At 48.9% G+C, this 20157-nt stretch carries 21 protein-coding genes; 15 read left to right on the plus strand and 6 right to left on the minus strand.

From position 1 onward, the window contains the following. Positions 1-24: 24 nt before the first annotated feature. The 4 genes from dgcA to RS889_RS07415 all read right to left on the minus strand — a co-directional run bounded on the left by dgcA (position 25) and on the right by RS889_RS07415 (position 3748). Positions 25-1005, minus strand: a complete 981-nt coding sequence (dgcA, locus tag RS889_RS07400; protein WP_315710052.1) for an N-acetyl-D-Glu racemase DgcA — start codon at positions 1003-1005, stop codon at positions 25-27. Then, positions 1002-2003, minus strand: a complete 1002-nt coding sequence (gene dgcN, locus RS889_RS07405) for an N-acetyltransferase DgcN (protein WP_290179883.1) — start codon at positions 2001-2003, stop codon at positions 1002-1004. The genes dgcA and dgcN overlap by 4 nt, the downstream gene beginning before the upstream one ends. A 630-nt stretch (positions 2004-2633) precedes the next feature. After that, entirely contained in the window at positions 2634-2846 is a 213-nt protein-coding gene (locus RS889_RS07410) for an Hha/YmoA family nucleoid-associated regulatory protein (protein ID WP_315710946.1), read from the minus strand. 185 nt (positions 2847-3031) lie between these two features. Then, positions 3032-3748, minus strand: coding sequence for a GNAT family N-acetyltransferase (locus RS889_RS07415; RefSeq protein ID WP_021016731.1), 717 nt, complete (start codon positions 3746-3748; stop codon positions 3032-3034). Between the two features lie 583 nt (positions 3749-4331). On the opposite strand from RS889_RS07415, the gene alaC reads away from it, so the two are divergent. Next, positions 4332-5567 (plus strand): alanine transaminase, encoded by a 1236-nt coding sequence (gene alaC / locus RS889_RS07420; RefSeq protein ID WP_315710054.1) that lies wholly within the window; start codon positions 4332-4334, stop codon positions 5565-5567. 146 nt (positions 5568-5713) lie between these two features. Further along, on the plus strand, positions 5714-6115 hold the full coding sequence (gene gspS / locus RS889_RS07425; RefSeq protein WP_021016729.1) for a type II secretion system pilot lipoprotein GspS: 402 nt from the start codon (positions 5714-5716) through the stop codon (positions 6113-6115). Positions 6116-6120: 5 nt separating this feature from the next. On the opposite strand, the gene gspB is transcribed toward gspS, so the two are convergent. Beyond that, positions 6121-6756, minus strand: coding sequence for a type II secretion system assembly factor GspB (gene gspB, locus RS889_RS07430; protein WP_315710057.1), 636 nt, complete (start codon positions 6754-6756; stop codon positions 6121-6123). A gap of 1329 nt (positions 6757-8085) precedes the next feature. Here gspB and gspC point away from each other — a divergent pair. Genes gspC through RS889_RS07495 form a run of 13 tightly spaced genes read left to right on the plus strand, consistent with a single transcriptional unit; the run spans position 8086 to position 19530 of the window. Further along, entirely contained in the window at positions 8086-8904 is an 819-nt protein-coding gene (gene gspC / locus RS889_RS07435) for a type II secretion system protein GspC (protein ID WP_315710058.1), read from the plus strand. Positions 8905-8947: 43 nt separating this feature from the next. Beyond that, the gene (gene gspD / locus RS889_RS07440) at positions 8948-11032 is read left to right on the plus strand and encodes a type II secretion system secretin GspD (protein ID WP_315710948.1); all 2085 of its coding nucleotides are present in this window, start codon (positions 8948-8950) and stop codon (positions 11030-11032) included. After that, a complete protein-coding gene (gene gspE, locus RS889_RS07445) occupies positions 11029-12525 on the plus strand; it encodes a type II secretion system ATPase GspE (protein WP_315710059.1) in 1497 nt (498 codons plus the stop codon). The genes gspD and gspE overlap by 4 nt, the downstream gene beginning before the upstream one ends. A gap of 1 nt (position 12526) precedes the next feature. Then, complete coding sequence (gene gspF, locus RS889_RS07450; protein WP_315710060.1) at positions 12527-13753, plus strand: type II secretion system inner membrane protein GspF; 1227 nt, start codon at positions 12527-12529, stop codon at positions 13751-13753. A gap of 31 nt (positions 13754-13784) precedes the next feature. Continuing rightward, a complete protein-coding gene (gspG, locus tag RS889_RS07455) occupies positions 13785-14234 on the plus strand; it encodes a type II secretion system major pseudopilin GspG (RefSeq protein ID WP_021016723.1) in 450 nt (149 codons plus the stop codon). Between the two features lie 6 nt (positions 14235-14240). Continuing rightward, entirely contained in the window at positions 14241-14780 is a 540-nt protein-coding gene (gene gspH / locus RS889_RS07460) for a type II secretion system minor pseudopilin GspH (RefSeq protein ID WP_315710061.1), read from the plus strand. Positions 14781-14782: 2 nt separating this feature from the next. Then, positions 14783-15160: a type II secretion system minor pseudopilin GspI gene (gene gspI, locus RS889_RS07465; protein WP_021016721.1), complete on the plus strand. Its 378-nt coding sequence runs from the start codon at positions 14783-14785 to the stop codon at positions 15158-15160. Further along, complete coding sequence (gspJ, locus tag RS889_RS07470; protein WP_021016720.1) at positions 15157-15861, plus strand: type II secretion system minor pseudopilin GspJ; 705 nt, start codon at positions 15157-15159, stop codon at positions 15859-15861. The genes gspI and gspJ overlap by 4 nt, the downstream gene beginning before the upstream one ends. Next, positions 15858-16853, plus strand: a complete 996-nt coding sequence (gene gspK, locus RS889_RS07475) for a type II secretion system minor pseudopilin GspK (RefSeq protein WP_315710062.1) — start codon at positions 15858-15860, stop codon at positions 16851-16853. Before gspJ ends, gspK begins: the two co-directional genes overlap by 4 nt. Beyond that, positions 16850-18052: a type II secretion system protein GspL gene (gene gspL, locus RS889_RS07480; protein WP_315710063.1), complete on the plus strand. Its 1203-nt coding sequence runs from the start codon at positions 16850-16852 to the stop codon at positions 18050-18052. The genes gspK and gspL overlap by 4 nt, the downstream gene beginning before the upstream one ends. After that, positions 18049-18543, plus strand: a complete 495-nt coding sequence (gene gspM / locus RS889_RS07485) for a type II secretion system protein GspM (RefSeq protein WP_315710064.1) — start codon at positions 18049-18051, stop codon at positions 18541-18543. Before gspL ends, gspM begins: the two co-directional genes overlap by 4 nt. After that, positions 18536-18679: a hypothetical protein gene (locus tag RS889_RS07490; RefSeq protein WP_315710065.1), complete on the plus strand. Its 144-nt coding sequence runs from the start codon at positions 18536-18538 to the stop codon at positions 18677-18679. The genes gspM and RS889_RS07490 overlap by 8 nt, the downstream gene beginning before the upstream one ends. Beyond that, positions 18679-19530 carry a prepilin peptidase gene (locus RS889_RS07495; RefSeq protein ID WP_315710949.1) on the plus strand — a complete coding sequence of 284 codons (852 nt, stop codon included), beginning with the start codon at positions 18679-18681 and terminating at the stop codon, positions 19528-19530. The genes RS889_RS07490 and RS889_RS07495 overlap by 1 nt, the downstream gene beginning before the upstream one ends. Positions 19531-19583: 53 nt before the next feature. On the opposite strand, the gene ypdK is transcribed toward RS889_RS07495, so the two are convergent. Beyond that, positions 19584-19658, minus strand: coding sequence for a membrane protein YpdK (gene ypdK / locus RS889_RS23765; protein ID WP_425475142.1), 75 nt, complete (start codon positions 19656-19658; stop codon positions 19584-19586). Between the last annotated feature and the right edge of the window lie 499 nt (positions 19659-20157).

Raw genomic sequence — 20157 nt, forward strand, 5'->3', positions numbered from 1 at the left:
TTATTCAATGCACGACGATGTGCGTTATCCCCATAAGGCAGCTTGCGGCGGCAACATGGTGCTGCCGTTATATTGCAGACCTGCGTCACGATCGCGTTGTAGTAACAACGGGCCGTCGAGATCAACCACACTCGCTCCTTGTGCCACCATAAATGCCGGGGCTATGGAAAGTGACGTGCTGACCATACAGCCAACCATGATCTGCATCCCTTTATTCAGGGCAAGTGCGCGTAAGCGAAGCGCTTCAGTTAGACCACCGGTTTTATCCAACTTGATGTTTATCATGTCATAACAATCCAGCAGCTTGTCCAATGACTGACTGTCATGGCACGATTCATCGGCACAGATAGGTATCGGATGAGGCAATGTCGCCAGAATGGCATCTTTTCCAGCGGGAAGCGGTTGTTCGATCATTGTGACGCCGAGCTGTGCCAATTCAGGAACCAGTAAGGTATACAATGTGGCGTCCCAGCCTTCATTCGCGTCGACGATCAGTCGGGCGAGGGGGGCGCCTTTACGTACGGCGGCGACGCGCGCCAGATCGTCTTTATCAGCCAGTTTCAGTTTCAGTAATGGACGATGGGCATGCTGTTGCGCAGCCCGATACATATGCTCCGGTGTATCCAACGACAAAGTATAAGCCGTTTCCAACGTGGTGAGATTAGGATAGTTCAATCGTTGCCAGATCCGCTGTTGGTGCTGTTTACATTCCATATCCCAGAACGCACAGTCGAGAGCGTTGCGGGCTGCACCCGCCGGAAGCCGGGTTTGTAATGTTTCCCTGTCCATATCATTGCGCAAATCGCTGGTGAGCGAGGAGAGTTGTTCCATTACACTCTCTATTGATTCACCATATCGAGCATAAGGAACGCACTCACCATATCCGGTCAGGTCGCCGGAATGCAGGGCTACCGTCACGACATCAGCCTGCTTTTTACTGCCACGCGAAATGGTAAAAACATGACTCAGTGGCCAGATCTCATGAAAGAATTCTATTGATTTCATATTGTTGCCAATTGGTCCACAATGCGCCCAACGCCTTGACGGAAAGGATCCACCGTGGGAAGTCCCAGTTTGTTTTCGATATTGGTCATTAACAGTATGGCTTCCTCGTCGCTAAGTGCCGCCGTATTGACCGAGATACCGACAAATCGGCAATCAGGGTTGGTTAATCGGGCCATGGCAAGGTTCAATGCCATACAGTCAGCCAAATCGGGGATCGGGTAATCGACGCCGCGCATGGTTTTGCGGGTCGGTTCATGACAAAGTACCAGCGCATCAGGTTGAGCCCCATGAATGATACCGGTGGTAACGCCCGCAAAAGAAGGGTGGAACAGAGAACCTTGCCCTTCGATAACATCCCAGTGGTCGGCATCATTTGCCGGTGTAAGGGTTTCTACTGCACCGGCGATAAAATCGGAAACCACCGCGTCAATGCTGATACCCGCACCGCTGATAAGAATACCGGTTTGCCCTGTTGCTCTGAATGTGGCTTTGCCACCACGGGCGAGAATCTCTTTTTCGATGGCCAGCGCGGTATACATTTTTCCACAGGAGCAGTCGGTACCAACCGGTAATAATCGCTTCCCTGAACGTTTACGTCCGTTGGCTACAGGATAGGACTCGGTGGGATGGCGGACATCAGACAGTGAACGACCGAGTTTGGTCGCCAGTTCACTTAATGCCGGTACATCGGCCAACTTATTGTGCAATCCGGCCGCCAAATCCATTCCGGCTTCCAATGCTTCACTCAGTACGGTAATCCATTGTTCCGAAATAATGCCACCCCGGTTAGCCACACCAATGACCAGCGTTTGTGCCCCGGCCGCCCGTGCTGCGTGAATATCGACGTCCGGCAATCCACAATCGGCATGGCAACCTGGCATACGATATTGTCCGACACAATATTCCGGATGCCATTGTTTAATACCGATAGCCACTTTTGCGGCTAATTGATCGTGGGCATCACCAAGAAATAACAAGTAGGGCTTTTTAATATCCATTCTTTTTCCTCATAAACGTTATAGGGCGAATAAGTGAAACATGGTCAGATGGTGATTTTATTGGGGTATAAAAAGATTGTGTAATTGATAATATATGTAGTTGTTTATGTCAATACATCTTGCTTATCTAATTCATAAAATCAGATTATAGTATTTTTATGGATTTTTAATCCAATAAGTTAAAACTAACAAGATTATTATTCTGTATAAATTAATTTTATCTGTTTTTTTTGCGGTTTTTTATAAAAAAGAGGATTCATGATGAAATGTGTTTCTGATTATATGTTTGATTTTAAGTATTTTTATATTTTCCGTTTTATGATCAAATGCATCATTTTGGTGCGTTGATTTATTATTGGGCCCTAAAATAAAGCATGCCTGATATTGTTTTAAGTTTGTTAATTGATATCAGCGAGACGGTGATTGTCTGAGATCGAGGAAACTCGGGTCTATTCAAGGATGCAGATAAGATAAGTAATGATATAAAGGTAATGTAATAACCACATTACACCCTCTCAATGCGCCTTTCTCTTTATCCGTACTTTACCTGTCCTACTTGTTGAGGCAGCAATAGGATTATATCGAAAATAACAGAATGAGGTGTGTTTATTACCATAATCATTATAGAATTTACTGAATTAACTTTAATTTTAACAATTTTATAAAATAAAACCATTTGACATATGACCAGACGAAGTCGGTGCTTTTTTTATACATACGATTCATGGTTAATTCAGCCAAGCGATAATCTGTTGCTGAGTTAAATCTTTCTTCCTTGTCGTCACTCGTTAGGCGTATTTCCCCAGTTATTCGATCTGATGCGTCTATTTTTTGCCAATGAATTTAATGATAATAATCAATTATCCCTTATGGTTTATTCTTACATAAAATGTAAAATCAGTTTTTTCAGATTGAAGAGCCCACTACCCATAGGTTCTTCATCTTATAAAAAACTGAACTGCCCACGCTGGGTAATCGCAATCCGGTGCTTAACCTGTTCGCTCAGGATTAACCATTATAGAAAATGATTAACGTTCTCCTGTCGGAGGCATAAACTTAGCCAGACTTTGTTTTTGCTTACCCATTTCGTCCATGTTAGCCGGGTTTAGCCAAAGTTGCATAGCCTGACGGATCCCTGGCCACTCGTCATCAATGATCGAATACCAGCGGACGTCACGACTATGCCCCTTGGAGACCTGCGTCTGTCTGAGGGTACCTTCATATTTAAATCCCAGACGTTCTGCTGCATTAATCGCATTCTGATGCAGACTGTCACATTTCCACCCGCATCGCCGGTATTGCAACGTTTCCAGCGTATAAGACAGCAAAAGATATATTGCCTCGGTACTACATAAGGTTCGTTTCATCAAAGGTGACCAGTTTATCCACCCTATTTCTATAGCGCCATTATTTGGATCGATGTGTTGCAAAGCGACAAAACCCACAGCTTTACCTGTGGAAGCGCTAATTACTGCATAAAAAAGAGGATCCTTGCTTTGAGCAAGAGAAGCAATGTAGTGATCGCATTGCTTAATAGTGATGGGTCTTCTGATGTGAAAGTAGGTCCAGTCGCGCTCGTCATCAATGCAGTACCAAGCGGCAAATAAATCCTGGCTATGCTTGATGTCAATCGGCTCAAGAAGACAATAGTCTCCTCTGAGGATAATTTTTTGAGGGAGAGGTCGAGCCTGCCAGTCGGGTAATGATTTGCCCAATTCTTGACCATAAATATTTATTTCTGTCATTATCAAGCCCACCTGTGTTGTCGAATTTATAAAAAATGTAGACAAAGCATCCAGAAAATATTTTCACGCCTATTCGGCTGGATCTATCTCAATTCAATACCTTTCCCAGCGGCAAACAGGCAAGCTTTGCCACTTGGTCTATCCAGTTGATCATAGAATAACCCCATCAAATTGCTATATTACCGGGAACACTTACCTTATATATCGCACACAATCCGAATGACTATACACACGTTGGATAATATCCACGTTGTTCATGGTGTTGAATATGATACAGGGCAAGGGATGGCTCAATATTCTGCAACGCACTGCATTACCCTGATAGTTTGACTCAACCAATCGCTTATATGGGGCAACTGTCCTATTAACCATTTTGTAAAATGGATATACAACACATTATTCTTTGTATCGTTACCAAAGGTTATTTTGCAGAATAAAGTTTCGCCAAGACTGAGATTTAGGTAAAAATTTGTCGGTAGTGATATCGACAGATTGCGTAATCTGAGATAGTTTGAGTGGCAGCCCTGAATGGGCTACAGCGTCGCTCGGACGGTCCGGGCGCTCACGTTACTTCGAGGATCTTATGGCTGATTTCAATTCTCCGCGTCGTTTTACTCGTATCGATCGTCTTCCCCCTTACGTATTTAATATCACTGCTGAATTAAAAATGGCTGCGCGTCGCCGTGGCGAGGATATTATTGATTTTAGTATGGGTAATCCGGACGGCCCGACGCCACCCCATATTGTAGAAAAACTTTGTACCGTAGCGCAGCGTGAGGATACCCACGGTTATTCCACATCCCGCGGCATTCCGCGGTTGCGCCGTGCCATCTCTCGCTGGTATGCCGATCGTTATCAGGTTGATATTGATTCGGAAAGTGAAGCGATCGTGACCATCGGCTCGAAAGAAGGGCTGGCGCACTTGATGTTGGCCACACTCGATCATGGCGACACGGTATTGGTGCCCAATCCCAGCTATCCAATTCATATCTATGGTGCGGTTATCGCCGGTGCTCAGGTCCGCTCTGTACCATTGGTGGAAGGTGTGGACTTCTTTAATGAACTGGAGCGGGCAATCCGCGAAAGCATCCCCAAACCCAAGATGATGATTTTGGGTTTCCCATCAAACCCGACCGCGCAATGTGTTGAGCTGGATTTCTTTGAGCGGGTGGTGGCGCTGGCCAGGCAGTATGATGTATTGGTAGTCCATGATCTGGCCTATGCAGATATCGTCTATGATGGCTGGAAGGCTCCGTCCATTATGCAGGTGCCGGGTGCGAAAGAGATTGCGGTTGAATTTTTCACGCTATCCAAAAGCTACAACATGGCTGGCTGGCGAATCGGCTTTATGGTGGGGAATGCCGAACTGGTCAACGCGTTGGCCCGTATTAAGAGCTATCACGATTATGGTACTTTTACGCCATTACAGGTAGCTGCTATCGCAGCATTGGAAGGGGATCAACAGTGTGTGCGTGATATTGCCGAACAATATCGGCAACGTCGTAACGTGTTAGTGCGTGGTCTGCATGAAGCTGGATGGATGGTCGATGAACCTAAGGCTGCCATGTATGTGTGGGCAAAAATACCGGATGCCTATGCTCACCTGGGATCGTTGGAGTTTGCCAAGCGTCTGCTTTCTGAAGCGAAAGTCTGTGTGTCTCCGGGGATCGGTTTTGGCGATTATGGCGATACGCATGTACGATTTGCATTAATAGAGAATCAGGATCGTATCCGCCAGGCAGTCAGGGGAATCAAGGCTATGTTCCGGGCGGACGGTTTGTTGCCAGCGCTTCGTTCAGGCGCTGCCAAGGTTGATTAAGTAGTGCGACAGCCTTTTTTGCCGGCAGAGAAATTTTTCTGATAGTTTGATCACGATGTGCTTTACCGTTACTTGTAGCGGTAAAGTGATAGTGTTTTTCTATCAGCCCTAATAGATGGAACTTAACCAATAAGACGAGTCATGTCATGCGCTTATCGCCATTGAAAATCTTGTTTATCAGTATATTTTGTCTCAGTGTCGTGGGGTGCCAACATTCTGCGCCGGTGAAACCGGCTTCTGGTCATCAGGCAGTGAACACGCCAGTTAATGAGCAGATTAATCAACTTGCCTCGTTAATTGCAGCTGGCAATTATCTGAAGCTGCAATGTAATCGCAGTGATTTGCCAGATAATAACACTATGCAGAAAACGGCATTACAGTTGGCGAAACAGAAAGGGTGGGACACCAGTCACTACCAGGCATTGCCGCAACTCAGCGCGAATCTGTATCAAGGGTTATTAAAAGATGGCACATTGAAAGCAACGCAGTGCTCCGCTTTTAATCGTTCGCTAGAACCATTTATTGAGGCTATGCGCAGTAACAAGTGACATTGTCATTCGGCGGGAGGTGCTGCTGGCTTTCCTCCCGGCCAGTCTTCCAGCGCATCAAGGATAACGGGTTCACCGTTAAAGCTGAACACGGTGACATCCTGCTCAATTCGCTCAATAATCAATCCCTTTATCGGGCTGTCTCCCTCATGATAAAGCTGCCGATTAAGCGTAATGCTGCGCTGTTTTTGTCCAGAGGTATAGACATGTGCGCTATAGATTAACGGCGGTAATTCCCCCGGTTCCACTGTATTCAGCGCACTATTATTGATGGTGTGCTTTACCGGGAGTCTCTTTTTTTTATGCTGTGTTTGAGCGGGGGGCAGGTTTCCCACCAGGCGGCCGGTTGTGTTTTTAGTCTGAACAGTGTGCGGCAGAATGGACGCGGCAATAGCGGTGGTGGGAACTATCAGCGGGGGATTTTCCATTTCCGTCCAACGTTGATGACTTAGCCATCCGAGAGAAATCAGCAGAGTGGCGTAAATTGCCAGCAGGTAGCCGGGAATACGATAACCCGCAGTAACGTCCGTGGCTGATGACTTGACTTCCGGTGTTTTATCCACATCTACCTCAAACGTTATCTCAATGTGATGCTTATCCCAAGCAAACGGCAAGAACAGCAGGAGCCAGCAGCATTTCATGCCTTATTTTTAATAAAATGGGAAGCGTTAAAAAGTCTCTTACACCATTTGTGTGACCTAAACTTCATTTCGACAAAAAACTGTTATCTTAGTAATTAATACCGGCAAAAACTTGAGCTTTGTCGCAAAAAAAATACATCAATATGTTTTAATGAAACAATGTTTTGATATTGTTTTTTTGTTGTTTCTTTTTAAGTTATAGTGCTAAATAAAATCAGTGTGTAAGACAAAAATGTTGGAGGTTAAATAGTCGAATCAGGATAACAATAATATTATTGTCATCCTATGATAATGGTGATAACGGAAAATCTGTGTCAATAGGTATAAGTGGATTTTATGGGAATTTTATTTTGTTTGATGTTATTAAACCGTTATAACTATGATATGGCACTGCATGCCAGATAGATTTCAAGTGCATGGGGAGAGCAGTGAATGATTCCTGATGCACTGACATGATTTATTGATTTTAATAAGTGAAAAACGTGTACAGAGTCAGTTTCAATACTGGTTATAGTGGCTCTTGGGAGATCGGACAACAACGCCAACACCAACACACCATATGACGGGTATAAAATAACGAACGATAAGTATAATGATATTGCTGTTTTTTAGTACACCATATTTGAATTATGCGTTTGCTAATAATTAATATTTTCATGTTGTGATTAATGAAAGCAGATTATAGACATGGTGAATGTTTGTAATGAACGTGTCATGTTTTTATTATCAGGATATTACCCGTTTCTAGAGCGCAGCCGCCTTACTAATACCGAAGAAGAGCTCAATTGATTTATCTTGGTGATTGTTCCTGATTTTTGGTTAAATGTGAGTCTATATCCGGAAAAGGGCGTTACATAAAAATAAAGAGGTTTTTTGCTCTAGTGACGGGAATCTGCAATTACTGCTTAAACACTATTTCTATACCCAAAATAATTCGAATTGCAGGAAGGCGGCAAGTGAGCGAATCCCGATGAGCTTACTCAGGTAAGTGATTCGGGTGAGCGAACGCAGCCAACACACCTGCAACGTGAAGTATGACGGGTATATACATGAAATAGTGGGTGGTTGAGCTACTGGTGATGGATATACAGTGATGACATATGTCTATGGTTTCCCCTTAAACCGGGATGTGTTTCATTGGGGAGCGTATTAAATATATATCGATACCGGGATTATTATCCAAGTATGCAATAAGGCAGCAGAAGTGGTAGGCAGCATGATGATGTTTTCACCTGTGAATGCCTGCCCTGTAGTAAACCCTTTGCTTCATATCATCTCCGCGGGTGGGGGAATAATAGGGCCGCGAACAAATAGGGACAATGTTTGCAGATGAAAATTTCACGACTGCCACCTGTATCTCCGCTTGTTATCAGGCGTACTTTGCTCTGTGTGTTGCTGTTACTGATTTGTCAGCAATTGGCGATGTTAGTCTGGCAGATGGTATTACCACAAAATATGCCACTGCCTGCTGCGCATGTCATGCCGGTACAGGCTAAGCAGCAGTCTGTGACGCTGGGTGCTTTCACATTATTTGGTGTCTCGTCTGAAAAAACTAAAACGGCTGGCGGGCTGGATTCCGTCCAATTGAACAATCTACCGCTTTCTTCTCTGAAATTAAGTCTGACTGGCGTTGTCGCCAGCCGCGAGAGTGGCCGATCAATAGCTATTATTAGTAAGGATAATCATCAGGTTAGTCGTGGCGTCGGTGAGCGGGTACCAGGCTATGATGCCAAGATTGTCTCTATTCAGTCGGATAAAATCATATTGCAGTATCAGGGACGCTATGAGGCGTTGGGCTTATATGATCAGGAGCGGGACGGTCAAACCGATATCGCGCAGTTGAAGGAGCAACTACAACAACGTCCTGCAGCAGCGATTAGTGATTATCTCGCTTTTTCTCCTGTGATGACAGATAGCAACAAACTTTCCGGCTATTTACTTAATCCCGGAAGAGACAGTGATGCATTCTATCGGGTTGGTTTTCAAGACAACGATCTGGCTGTGGCGATGAACGGTCTGGATTTGCGGGACGAAAAGCAAGCCAAGAAAGCGATGGAACGCATGTTGGATGTGCATGAGTTCACCGTGACAGTAGAGCGGGAAGGGCAGCGGAAGGATATTTATTTAGAGCTTGGGGGAGACGAGTAAAGTGTTTGCTAAAGGAATAATAAAACGCTGGGGTTGGTTAGGCATAATCGCCCTTTTGCTCGGATCATCCTGTGGATGGGGCGCCGAGTTTTCAGCCAGCTTTAAAGGCACCGACATTCAGGAATTTATTAATACCGTCAGTAAAAACCTGAATAAAACTGTCATTATCGATCCGACGGTACGTGGCACCGTAACGGTACGCAGCTATGACATGATGAATGAGGGGCAGTATTACCAGTTCTTTCTCAGTGTGCTGGATGTATATGGTTTCTCTGTCGTATCAATGAATAACGGTGTGTTGAAAGTGGTTCGCTCAAAAGACGCCAAGACATCTTCAATACCGGTAGCCAGTGACGAGCAGCCGGGGGTAGGCGATGAATTGGTTACCCGCGTTGTCCCTGTCAATAATGTTGCCGCCCGCGATCTGGCGCCGTTATTGCGTCAACTGAATGATAATGCCGGTGCGGGCAGTGTCGTACATTACGAACCTTCCAACGTTCTGTTGATGACCGGGCGTGCAGCTGTCGTGAAGCGGCTGATGGAAATTATCGATGAGGTAGATAAAACCGGTGACCGCAATGTCGTGACTGTTCCGCTAGTTTACGCTTCTGCGGAAGATGTGGTCAAACTGGTAACCAATCTTAACAAGAGTGATGAGAAAAATAGCTTGCCGAGCACAATGCTGGCAAATGTGGTGGCGGACGAACGCACCAATTCGGTGGTGGTGAGTGGTGAAGCGCACTCCTTAAAGTGGGCAGTAGACATGGTCCATCAACTGGATCGCAAGTCGGTGGCACAAGGCGGGACTCGGGTCATTTATCTGAAATTCGCCAAGGCATTGGATCTGGTGAATGTGCTTACGGGAAGTAACAGCGGCAGTAGTAATAGCCGAAATACTTCCAGCAGTAGCGGCAACAAAAGCAAGTCGGGAAGTTCAGACTCAAGTAGCAGTAGTACAAGCAGTTCGTCTTCTGGTAGCAGTTCTTCTGATAGTACCAGCACGGGGTTTGGTTCCGCTTTTGGTAGCAACTCGAGTTCCGGTGGAAAGACCATCATCATTCAGGGCAAGGAAGTGACCATTCGGGCGCACGATCAGACCAATTCACTGATCATTACCGCGCCGCCTGATATTCAGCGCGATCTGGAAAAGGTTATCGATAAACTGGATATTCGCCGTCCACAAGTGTTGGTTGAGGCCATCATTGCGGAGGTCCAGGATGCGGATGGCCTTAATCTGGGCATCCAGTGGGGTAACAACCGTGCGGGGATGACGCAGTTTACCAACACCAGTATGCCTATCTCGACCGCAATAGTCGGTACTGATCAGTATCGATCTGACGGTACGTTAACCTCGGCTTATTCCAGCGCGCTTGGCAGTGTGAATGGCATCGCAGCCGGTTTCTATCACGGGAACTGGTCAATGTTGCTGACAGCATTGTCCAGTAATAGCAAGAACGATGTGCTGGCGACGCCCAGCATTGTTACGTTGGATAACATGGAAGCGACGTTCAACGTGGGGCAGGAAGTCCCGGTTCTTACCGGTTCTCAGACGACCTCCGCCGACAATATTTACAGTACGGTGGAGCGCAAAACAGTGGGTATCAAACTGAAGGTTAAACCGCAAATTAACGACGGTGATTCAGTGTTGCTACAGATCGAGCAGGAGGTCTCCAGCGTTGCGGACTCCAGCAGCAGTACAACCAGTGATCTGGGCGCAACCTTCAATACCCGCACAGTGAATAATGCCGTCATGGTGAACAATGGCGAAACCGTCGTGGTTGGCGGGCTGCTCGATAAATCTACCGTCGAGACGGATAGTAAGGTTCCGCTACTGGGCGATATTCCCTGGTTGGGTAGCTTGTTCCGTTCCAAGAGCCGTACGGTGTCAAAACGTAATCTGATGCTATTTTTGCGGCCAACCATCATTCGTGACCGCGAACAGTTTCGGGATGCATCGGTGGCTAAGTATCGTTCCTTCGATCATGAACAGGATCAACAGCGTGGTGCGGGGCAGGGAGAGCGAGTATTGAATAATGATACGCTGCATTTACCTTCTGGCGGAAATACCTACATCTTCAGTCAAGTACAATCCGCCATTGCCACGTTTTATCCTCGGGAGGGCCGATGAGCGAATCGCTTATCGACGCTGTCGAGTCACGTCCTCTGCTGCCATTCGCCTATGCGCGAGCCCAACAGATTCTGCTGTTACAGGGTGAGCCAACCTCGGTTGCACAGGTTCTCTGTGTACCGCAAACATCGGCGATGGCGCTTCTGGAAGCGCGGCGCGTGGCAGGAATACCGCTAAATATCAGTCGGGTGAGTGCCGAAGCGTTTACGCGAGAGCTGGTGATGCGCTATCAGCGCGATTCAGAAGAAGCGCGGCAACTGATGGAAGACATCGGTAACGATATTGATTTCTATACATTGGCGGAAGAGCTGCCCAATAGCGATGATCTGTTGGATGCTGAAGATGATGCGCCAATTATCCGCCTGATTAATGCCATGCTGACGGAAGCCATCAAAAACAAGGCATCCGATATTCATATTGAAACCTACGAACGTAATCTGCTGATTCGTTTTCGTGTCGATGGTGTATTGCGGGAAATTTTGCGGCCGCAGCGCCAGCTGGCATCGTTGCTGGTTTCGCGTATCAAGGTTATGGCCAAACTGGATATCGCCGAGAAACGTGTCCCGCAGGATGGTCGTATGGCATTACGCATTGGTGGCCGTGCCATTGATGTACGGGTTTCAACATTGCCATCAAACCATGGTGAGCGGGTGGTGTTGCGTCTGTTGGACAAAAACAGTGTGCAGCTGGACTTGGATGCACTCGGTATGACAGAGAACAACCAGAAGCAGTTGGACACGCTGATTCACCGGCCACATGGCATCATCCTGGTGACCGGGCCGACCGGCTCGGGGAAAAGTACCACGCTTTACGCTGCGCTCAGCCGCCTTAATGCCACCGAGCGCAACATCATGACGGTGGAAGACCCGATTGAATATGAATTGGATGGTATCGGCCAGACGCAGGTGAATACCAAAGTGGATATGACATTTGCTCGTGGGTTGAGGGCCATTCTGCGCCAGGACCCGGATGTCGTGTTGGTTGGAGAAATTCGTGATAGCGAAACAGCACAAATTGCGGTGCAGGCATCCCTGACCGGTCATCTGGTGTTATCCACACTGCATACCAACAGTGCGTTGGGTGCGCTGTCGCGCCTGAAGGATATGGGCACCGAACCTTTTTTGCTGTCTACCTCTCTGCTGGCGGTGTTGGCCCAGCGGTTGGTGCGTACCCTGTGTCCGGAGTGCCGTCAGCCTTATGCGATTGATGAAGAGCAAGCCCATCAATCCGGTCTGCCTGTCGGTACGACATTGCATCATTCGGTGGGCTGTGAGCAGTGCAACTTCACTGGCTATCGCGGCCGTACCAGCATCCATGAACTGTTGTTGATTGATGACCGGGTCCGGACGGCTATCCATCGTGGTGACGGCGAATTGGATATTGCCCGTATGCTGGGCCATAGCCGCACCACTATTCGTCAGGATGGAATGGAAAAAGTATTGGCCGGTATCACTACCTGGGAGGAAGTGGTGCGGGTGACCAAAGAGGAATGACATGGCGCTATTTCAGTATCAGGCGTTGAACGCGCAGGGAAAAAAATGCCGTGGCTTACAGGAGGCCGACTCCGCTCGTCAGGCGCGGCAGCTTTTACGTGAAAAAGGACTGACGCCGTTGAAAATGGATGAGCAACGTGGTGAAACGACGGCGCAAAAAGGTTTTGGATTGTCATTACGACGCGCTCACCGTATCAGCTCGGGTGACCTGGCATTGCTGACCCGACAACTGGCAACCTTGGTTGCCGCGGCGTTACCGTTGGAAGAGGCGTTAGATGCGGTTTCGAAGCAGAGTGAAAAACCGAAGCTGAGCCAGTTGATGTCATCGGTTCGGATGAAGGTCATGGAAGGACATTCGCTGGCTGAGGCCATGAGCAGTTTCCCCGGCAGTTTTGAGCGATTGTATTGTGCCATGGTGTCAGCCGGAGAGGCCTCCGGTCATCTTGATGCGGTGCTTAATCGTCTGGCTGATTACACCGAACAGCGCCAGCAGATGCGTGGGCGTATTCAGCAGGCGATGATTTACCCTTGCGTGCTGACGGTGGTAGCCATTGCGGTGGTGAGTATTTTGCTAACGGCAGTCGTGCCTAAGGTAGTGGAGCAGTTTATTCACATGAAACAGGCATTGCCATTGTCAACCCGCTTGTTGATGGGGATAAGCGATGGAGTACGCACCTTCGGGCCCTGGGTGGTGTTGGCTGTGGTACTCGGCATTATGGGGCTACGGGTGTTGTTACGTCAGGAACAGCGGCGTATTGCCTTTCATCACCGCCTACTGTTTTTACCGCTGATTGGACGCATTGTGCGGGGCCTGAATACCGCCCGTTATGCCAGAACCCTGAGCATTCTCAATGCCAGTGCAGTGCCACTGTTACAGGCGATGCGCATCAGCGGTGATGTGATGACCAACGATTACGCCCGCTTTCGGCTGAGTCAGGCGACTGATGCGGTACGCGAGGGCGTCAGTTTGCATCGGGCGCTGGAGAAGACGGCGCTGTTTCCCGCCATGATGCGCCACATGATTGCCAGCGGAGAACGCAGCGGTGAACTGGATAGCATGCTCACTCGTGCCGCCGACAACCAGGACCGTGAGTTCAATGCGGAAATGACGTTGGCACTGGGGCTGTTTGAGCCGTTGCTGGTGGTCAGCATGGCTGGGATCGTGCTGTTTATCGTTTTGGCTATTTTACAGCCGATTCTGCAACTGAATACCCTAATGAGCATGTAGTAAAGATTGATATTGAATGAGGTAATAAAAGATGGAACGACGTCAACGAGGTTTTACCCTGTTGGAAATCATGGTGGTTATCGTCATTCTCGGAATATTGGCGAGCCTGGTGGTGCCTAATCTGATGGGAAATAAAGAGAAGGCTGACCGGCAAAAAGCAGTTAGCGATATCGTGGCGTTGGAGAGTGCGCTGGATATGTACAAGCTTGATAACAACCGTTATCCCTCAACGGAGCAAGGATTGCTGTCGCTGGTGAAAAAACCAACGGTACAACCAGAACCACGCAACTATCCACAGGATGGATATATTCGCCGTCTGCCGCAGGACCCGTGGGGCGCGGAGTACCAACTGCTTAATCCAGGACGTCACGGCAGGCTGGATATTTTCTCCTATGGTCCAGATGGCATACCGGATACGGAAGATGACATCGGCAACTGGAATGTTGGCACGCGTGCGCACAATAGCACCACTAACGAGTAATCAATTGTGCGGCAACATGGATTTACTCTGCTGGAAATCATGTTAGTAGTCCTGTTGGCTGGACTGGCTGCCATGATGGTCATGATGTCCATCCCGGTTCCCAAGTCGCAGGACAGTGCCTGGCAAATGTCCCGTTTCCGGGCGCAACTGGAATTCGCGGTGGCAGACAGCCAGATGAATGATCACATCCTCGGTATTTACATCTTCCCTCAGCGTTGGCAGTACGTTTTGTTACAACGTCAGGTGATGGATTTGCCTGATGATCAACAGCGTTTGAGCTATGCGTGGCAACCCTGGACACCCCATCGCATGGCATCGGTTACCGAGTTGCCTTCGGTATTTCAACTGGAACTGGCGGGTGCGGGAAAAGCGGCAGGCAACAGCAAGCGCGTTTCTGCTGCTGACAGAGACCCCGATATTATCGTTTTGCCCGGCGGTGAAGTGACGCCGTTTCGGCTGGCATTTCGAACTAAAGATCAGCGCACGACCTGGCTACAGGTGGATGAGAACGGCAATTTGCTCACGTCACAGGATGTGGAAAGATAGCGATGAAGCAACAAGGGATGACACTGCTGGAAGTGATGATCGCGCTGGTGGTTTTTGCGCTGGCAGGCCTGACGGTGTTAAAAACCACCGCGCAGCAGGCTGGCACGCTGAGTCGACTGGAGGAGAAAACCTTTGCTTCCTGGATTGCGGACAATCAACAGGTACAGGTGCAACTGGAGAACAGTTGGCCGGATACCCGCTGGATAGAGGGCGAAGTTCCCTTTGCCGGAACGCTGTGGTACTGGCGTTTGCAAGGTGTGGAGACGGCCGATAGTCATGTACGCGCGTTAGATGTCGAGGTCCGTCACAATAAAAATTCACCGTCGTCGGATGCCTGGTTGCGCAGTTATGTGGTTCGTAAGGGAGAGCCGGCACAGTGAAACCCTATTCAGCGATACGTGGCTTCACCTTACTGGAAATGATGTTGGCGCTGGCGGTATTTGCGGCGTTGAGCCTGAGTACCTCTGAAGTGTTGAATGGCGTAATACGCAACGATACGGTCTCAGCGCGCAAAGCCGGTAGACTGGCCGAGTTGCAGCGTGCATTTTCGCAGATGGAGCGGGATTTCTCACAGATTGTTCCCTATCGTCGTGCGGGAAGCAAACATGGTTTTTATGCCGGGCGATATCAGTTTGACAGCAACGACTGGGCTGTCAGTTTTATCCGCAATGGCTGGCTTAATCCATTGGGTGTATTACCGCGCTCAGAGCTGCAACCCGTGAGCTATCGTCTACGTAACAATACCCTGGAACGTCTGTTTTATGATTCGCCCGATCCACTCAATGGGCAGGAACCGGCAATCCGGCCGTTACTGACCCATGTCGATGGTTTCGTCCTGCATTTTTTTGGAAAGAGAGGCTGGCAGGATCGTTGGGACGATCCCGATAATCTGCCGGAAGGTATTGCTGTGGTTGTGAATCTGCGGGATTACGGCGAAATAACGCGGTTGTTCCTGCTGACGCATACCTACAAAGAGAAGAAAAAGAATAAGACTGGTACACAGGATGGCGACACGGAAGCGCGTCAGGATACCACCTATAATCCTGATGCGGGGCAGTCTGCGAGCGGGAATGGTTCATGAACAGTCGGCAGCGTGGTGTCGCGTTGTTGGTCGTGATGCTGATTCTGGCACTGATGGTGACCGTAGCGTACTCGATTACCGAGCGAACAGGCATGGCCTGGCAACGTACGGAAAGTCAGCTTAACCGGATGCAGGCGAAGTGGTATGCCCGAGGCGCGGAAGCTTTGGTAGAAAGCATCTTGTTGCAGGATGCGCTAGCCTCACCGAAGCAGACTGCTCTGGGGCAATCCTGGTCGCGGGTGATGCACCAGACGTTGTCCGATGGCGGAGAAATCCGCAGTCAGGTGCAGGATGGTTTGACCTGTCTAAATTTGAATGCACTGAATCAACATGACAACAAGAATGGAAATACGGAAAAAACCAGCGATACGCTGATGTCTGCGCCTTATGCCGCGAAGGTGTTACGGCAACTCATTATTGGCCTGGGCGAAGATGCCACACGGGCGGACAACGTGGCTGACGCTATCCGTGACTGGATCGATGAAGATAGTCAGCCACGAGCCAAGGGCGCTGAAGACGAAAGCTACCCGGCCTATCATCCGGCAAACCAGAATATGGTGGATGTGAGCGAACTGCGCGTGGTGTCCGGGATGGATACCGCGCTTTATCGCCGGTTATTACCGTATGTCTGCGTCCTGCCAGTGAAGACGATGATGATTAATGTGAACACCCTCCGTGTTGAGCAGGCTCCGCTGATGTCTGCATTGTTTATGGGAGAGCTTAATACCGAGGATGCGCAAGCAGTATTGTCACAACGTCCGGCGAAAGGATGGGGCAGCGTGAACGAATTTATCCGGTTGCAGCAGTTACCTGATGGCAGTAAGGCTGGCGCACAGAAAGTGCTGGCGATTAAAAGTGAATGGTTTTTTGCCGATGTGCAGGTTCTGGTCGGTGACAATGACTTTTACCAGCGCAGTCTGTTCCATATTGATGGTAAGAAAATTGATGTAATACAACGGCAATACGGGGGATATAGGACGGTGAACCCATGAACAGGACAGAGAACGCCAGTGGGAAACAGCATCTTGTCGTGCGTTTATCCGCAGACGCGACAGACAGTCTTGAATGGCTGATTTGGTCACCCGGTCGTCAGTTGGTTGTCGCTCAAGGGAGCGGTACGGTAGCGGAGTTGAAGGAGAGTTTGGCGGCTTGCCCGGTAGTTTCCGCCCGGGTACTGGTCCCTTCTACTGACGTGGTTTTTCATACATTGACGTTGCCACGTCAGTCACGACGGCAATTGTTACAGGCGATTCCCTTCATGTTGGAGGATCAACTGGCGGCAGATGTTGAAAAACTGCATTTTGCCGTTGTAGAAATACGTGATGAGCAGGGTACGGTCGCCGTTGTGCAGAAAGATCGGATGAGGCAATGGCTGAAACAGTGCCACGAGATTGGGGTCAGTGTGGAAACGTTGTTGCCGGATGTGTTGGCATTACCCCGGCTGGACAGTGCCTGGAGTGCGTTGAGTCATCACGATTTGTGGTTGTTCCGACAGGATAGCGGTATCGGCATGGCGGCAGAAACCTGCTGGTATCAGGAACTGATAAACGCGTTTCAGCCATTGCCGGCAGTACATTGCTACAGCCCGGTTCCTGCTGAAGCTATCACCTGGCAGCCACAACCCGTCGCGGACTTGTTGACACTGGCCGCGAAAGCCTCATTACCGGTGAGTATGGACCTGCGACAGGGCGAATTTGCGCTGGTGAAATCCTGGCGTCAGGCTGTTCAGCCATGGCGTGGTGTATTGATCGCGCTGTCCGTCTATCTCTTGTTGCTGGCAGGGGATGCTGGTTGGTCACATTATAAACTTTATCAGCAGGCAAATTATTGGCATCAGGAGAGTATCCGTGTTTACCGCAAGCTGTTCCCGGAGGAAACCACGGTTGTCAATCCACGGGCGCAGATGCAACGTCATTTGCAGCAGGCCCAAGTAGGGAATTCGTCCGCTACCCTGACCGAACAGATAAGTCGCTTACAGCAGTTGGTCGCTCACAATGCCGGAATTCAATTACAGTCACTGTCTTATGAACATGCCCGGGGTGAGTTGCGGTTGAATCTACGCGCTAATTCATTTGAACAAATGGAGCAGTTTCGTCAGCAGGCGATGGCTTATTATCAGATTCCACCGGGTGAGATAAAGCAGGAAAAGGATCATGTGGAAGGGCAACTGTTATTAAGGAGTCAGCCATGAATGAACTGCGGCAACGCTGGCAGAGTATGAGCCTTCGGGAGAGGGGGTTGATGCTGGTATGTGTGGGGTTGGTGGTTCTGTGCTTGCTGTATTACCTTCTGTGGCAACCCTGGCAACGACAAAGCCAGCAATGGCGGCGGATGATTGAACGTGAACGACAGACGGTCAGTTGGATGCCGAAGCAGGCGGCGCGGCTACCGACATCGAGGGGACGGAAACCGCCGGTGAGTGGACGGGAGGTCAGCCTGACAGTACTAATTCCGCAAACCGCCGCACAATATGGCATCACCATTCAACGTTTACAGCCGCAGGGAAATCAGGTGTCGGTGACATTGTCTCGCAGTGATTTTAATACCTTGATGCGCTGGCTGTTGGAACTGGAGCAGAAAAACGGTGTGACTGCCCAGGTACTGGATGTCGCCGTGGTGGAAAACAGTACGGGAAATGTAGACGTGAATCGACTGTTGCTGGAACGATTAAAGGGTGGCTAACATATTGATGGTTCGCCACAAAATGCGAGATGCCGTGCAAACATCATCGTCGGATTACGGTGATGTTTGGTTTGATACCCAGGCTATGCCAGCATCGTTATCGCAGCAGGGAGAACAGGGGGGGAGTAACGCATGATGGATCTAAATACATTTGCTACTGTATTTCCGTGGACATGGCAGGCCGCCCTGTTTGTGTGCGGATTATTGATTGGCAGTTTTCTCAATGTGGTCATCCATCGCTTGCCAATTATGCTGGAGCGTCGCTGGCAGCAGGAAGCCTGTTTTCATCTTGGTCTGGCTGAACCAGAGCCCGTTTCTCGCTATGATCTCTGGTGGCCGCCCTCTACCTGCCCTGATTGCCAGCAACCGCTGCGTTTCAGAGATAACGTTCCTGTGCTGAGCTGGCTGTGGTTGCGTGGGCGCTCTCACTGTTGTCTCCGACCTATTTCCTGGCGCTATCCGCTGATTGAAGTGTGTACCGCGCTGCTATTTGTACTGGCTGGCAGTTGGTGGGCACCGGGATTGGCGTTACTGGGAGGACTGGTACTATTCTGCTTCCTGTTAGTGCTGGCGGTGATTGATATCCGAACCCAATGGTTGCCGGATGTGTTGACGTTACCGTTGCTGTGGCTGGGGCTTCTGTTTAATCTGTTTGAAACCTTTGTGCCCTTGGGTCAGGCAGTAGTGGGTGCAATGGCGGGTTATCTTTCACTGTGGTTGATTTATTGGCTGTTTAAACGCTTCACGGGGAGAGACGCTCTGGGATACGGTGATTTCAAGCTCCTGGCCGCACTGGGTGCTTGGGTGGGATGGTCGGCATTACCAAACCTGGTGCTGATCGCTTCATCACTGGGATTATTACTGACGCTGTTGTGGCGTGGTGCTCGGCGGCAGAATATACAGCAGCCGCTGGCGTTTGGCCCCTGGCTGGCGCTGGGTGGCGGCATCAGTTTGGTACTGAATACCGTTAGTGGATTGAGTGGGTAATTGCCAGGACTCCCCCAGGAATGAAGAGGTATCCTCGGTCGACATACCGGGGTTTACTCCACCATCAGTATGAAAGTCCCTACCCACAAAAACAGGATGAATGAAACCTCCATAAAGAAGTACTTCATTTATTTTTCTCCAGAAAAAGTCAATTGAGCAACGATTGCGATTGCACGTTTATTGTTCAGGGTATCATACCGACAATTATCCCACTGACGGTGCCCTGTATCATCCTCGAACGCATATCAGGCATGATGGAATTGGCGCTAAATTTACGCCTGGTGTGGGGTCAATTCAAGCGATAAACCTCTTTTGAAACAAGGAACGGTATTGAAAATATTTACACTATATTACGTGCCGTGACGTTATTTTTCTGGCTATGAATGTTTGTATTTTTCAGGTAGGCGGATGTATCGCGTCGGGTCGTTCGATGATACATGTTCCCCCTTCGAGAATAGTGAACGACAATGGTTTGTTACCCCATGTTTAGCTTACCGCTATGGCGTTTTCCCCCATCACTAATTGACATATTCCCAGTCGGTTGAAGCCTAATAATGCGCGAGATCAGTATTTTTATACATTCAATCGTTATATTGTTTTATATATAACGATTAGCAAGGGAAAAAT

This window comes from Brenneria uluponensis (assembly GCF_032395385.1).
Classification (GTDB): Bacteria; Pseudomonadota; Gammaproteobacteria; order Enterobacterales; family Enterobacteriaceae; genus Prodigiosinella; species Prodigiosinella aquatilis.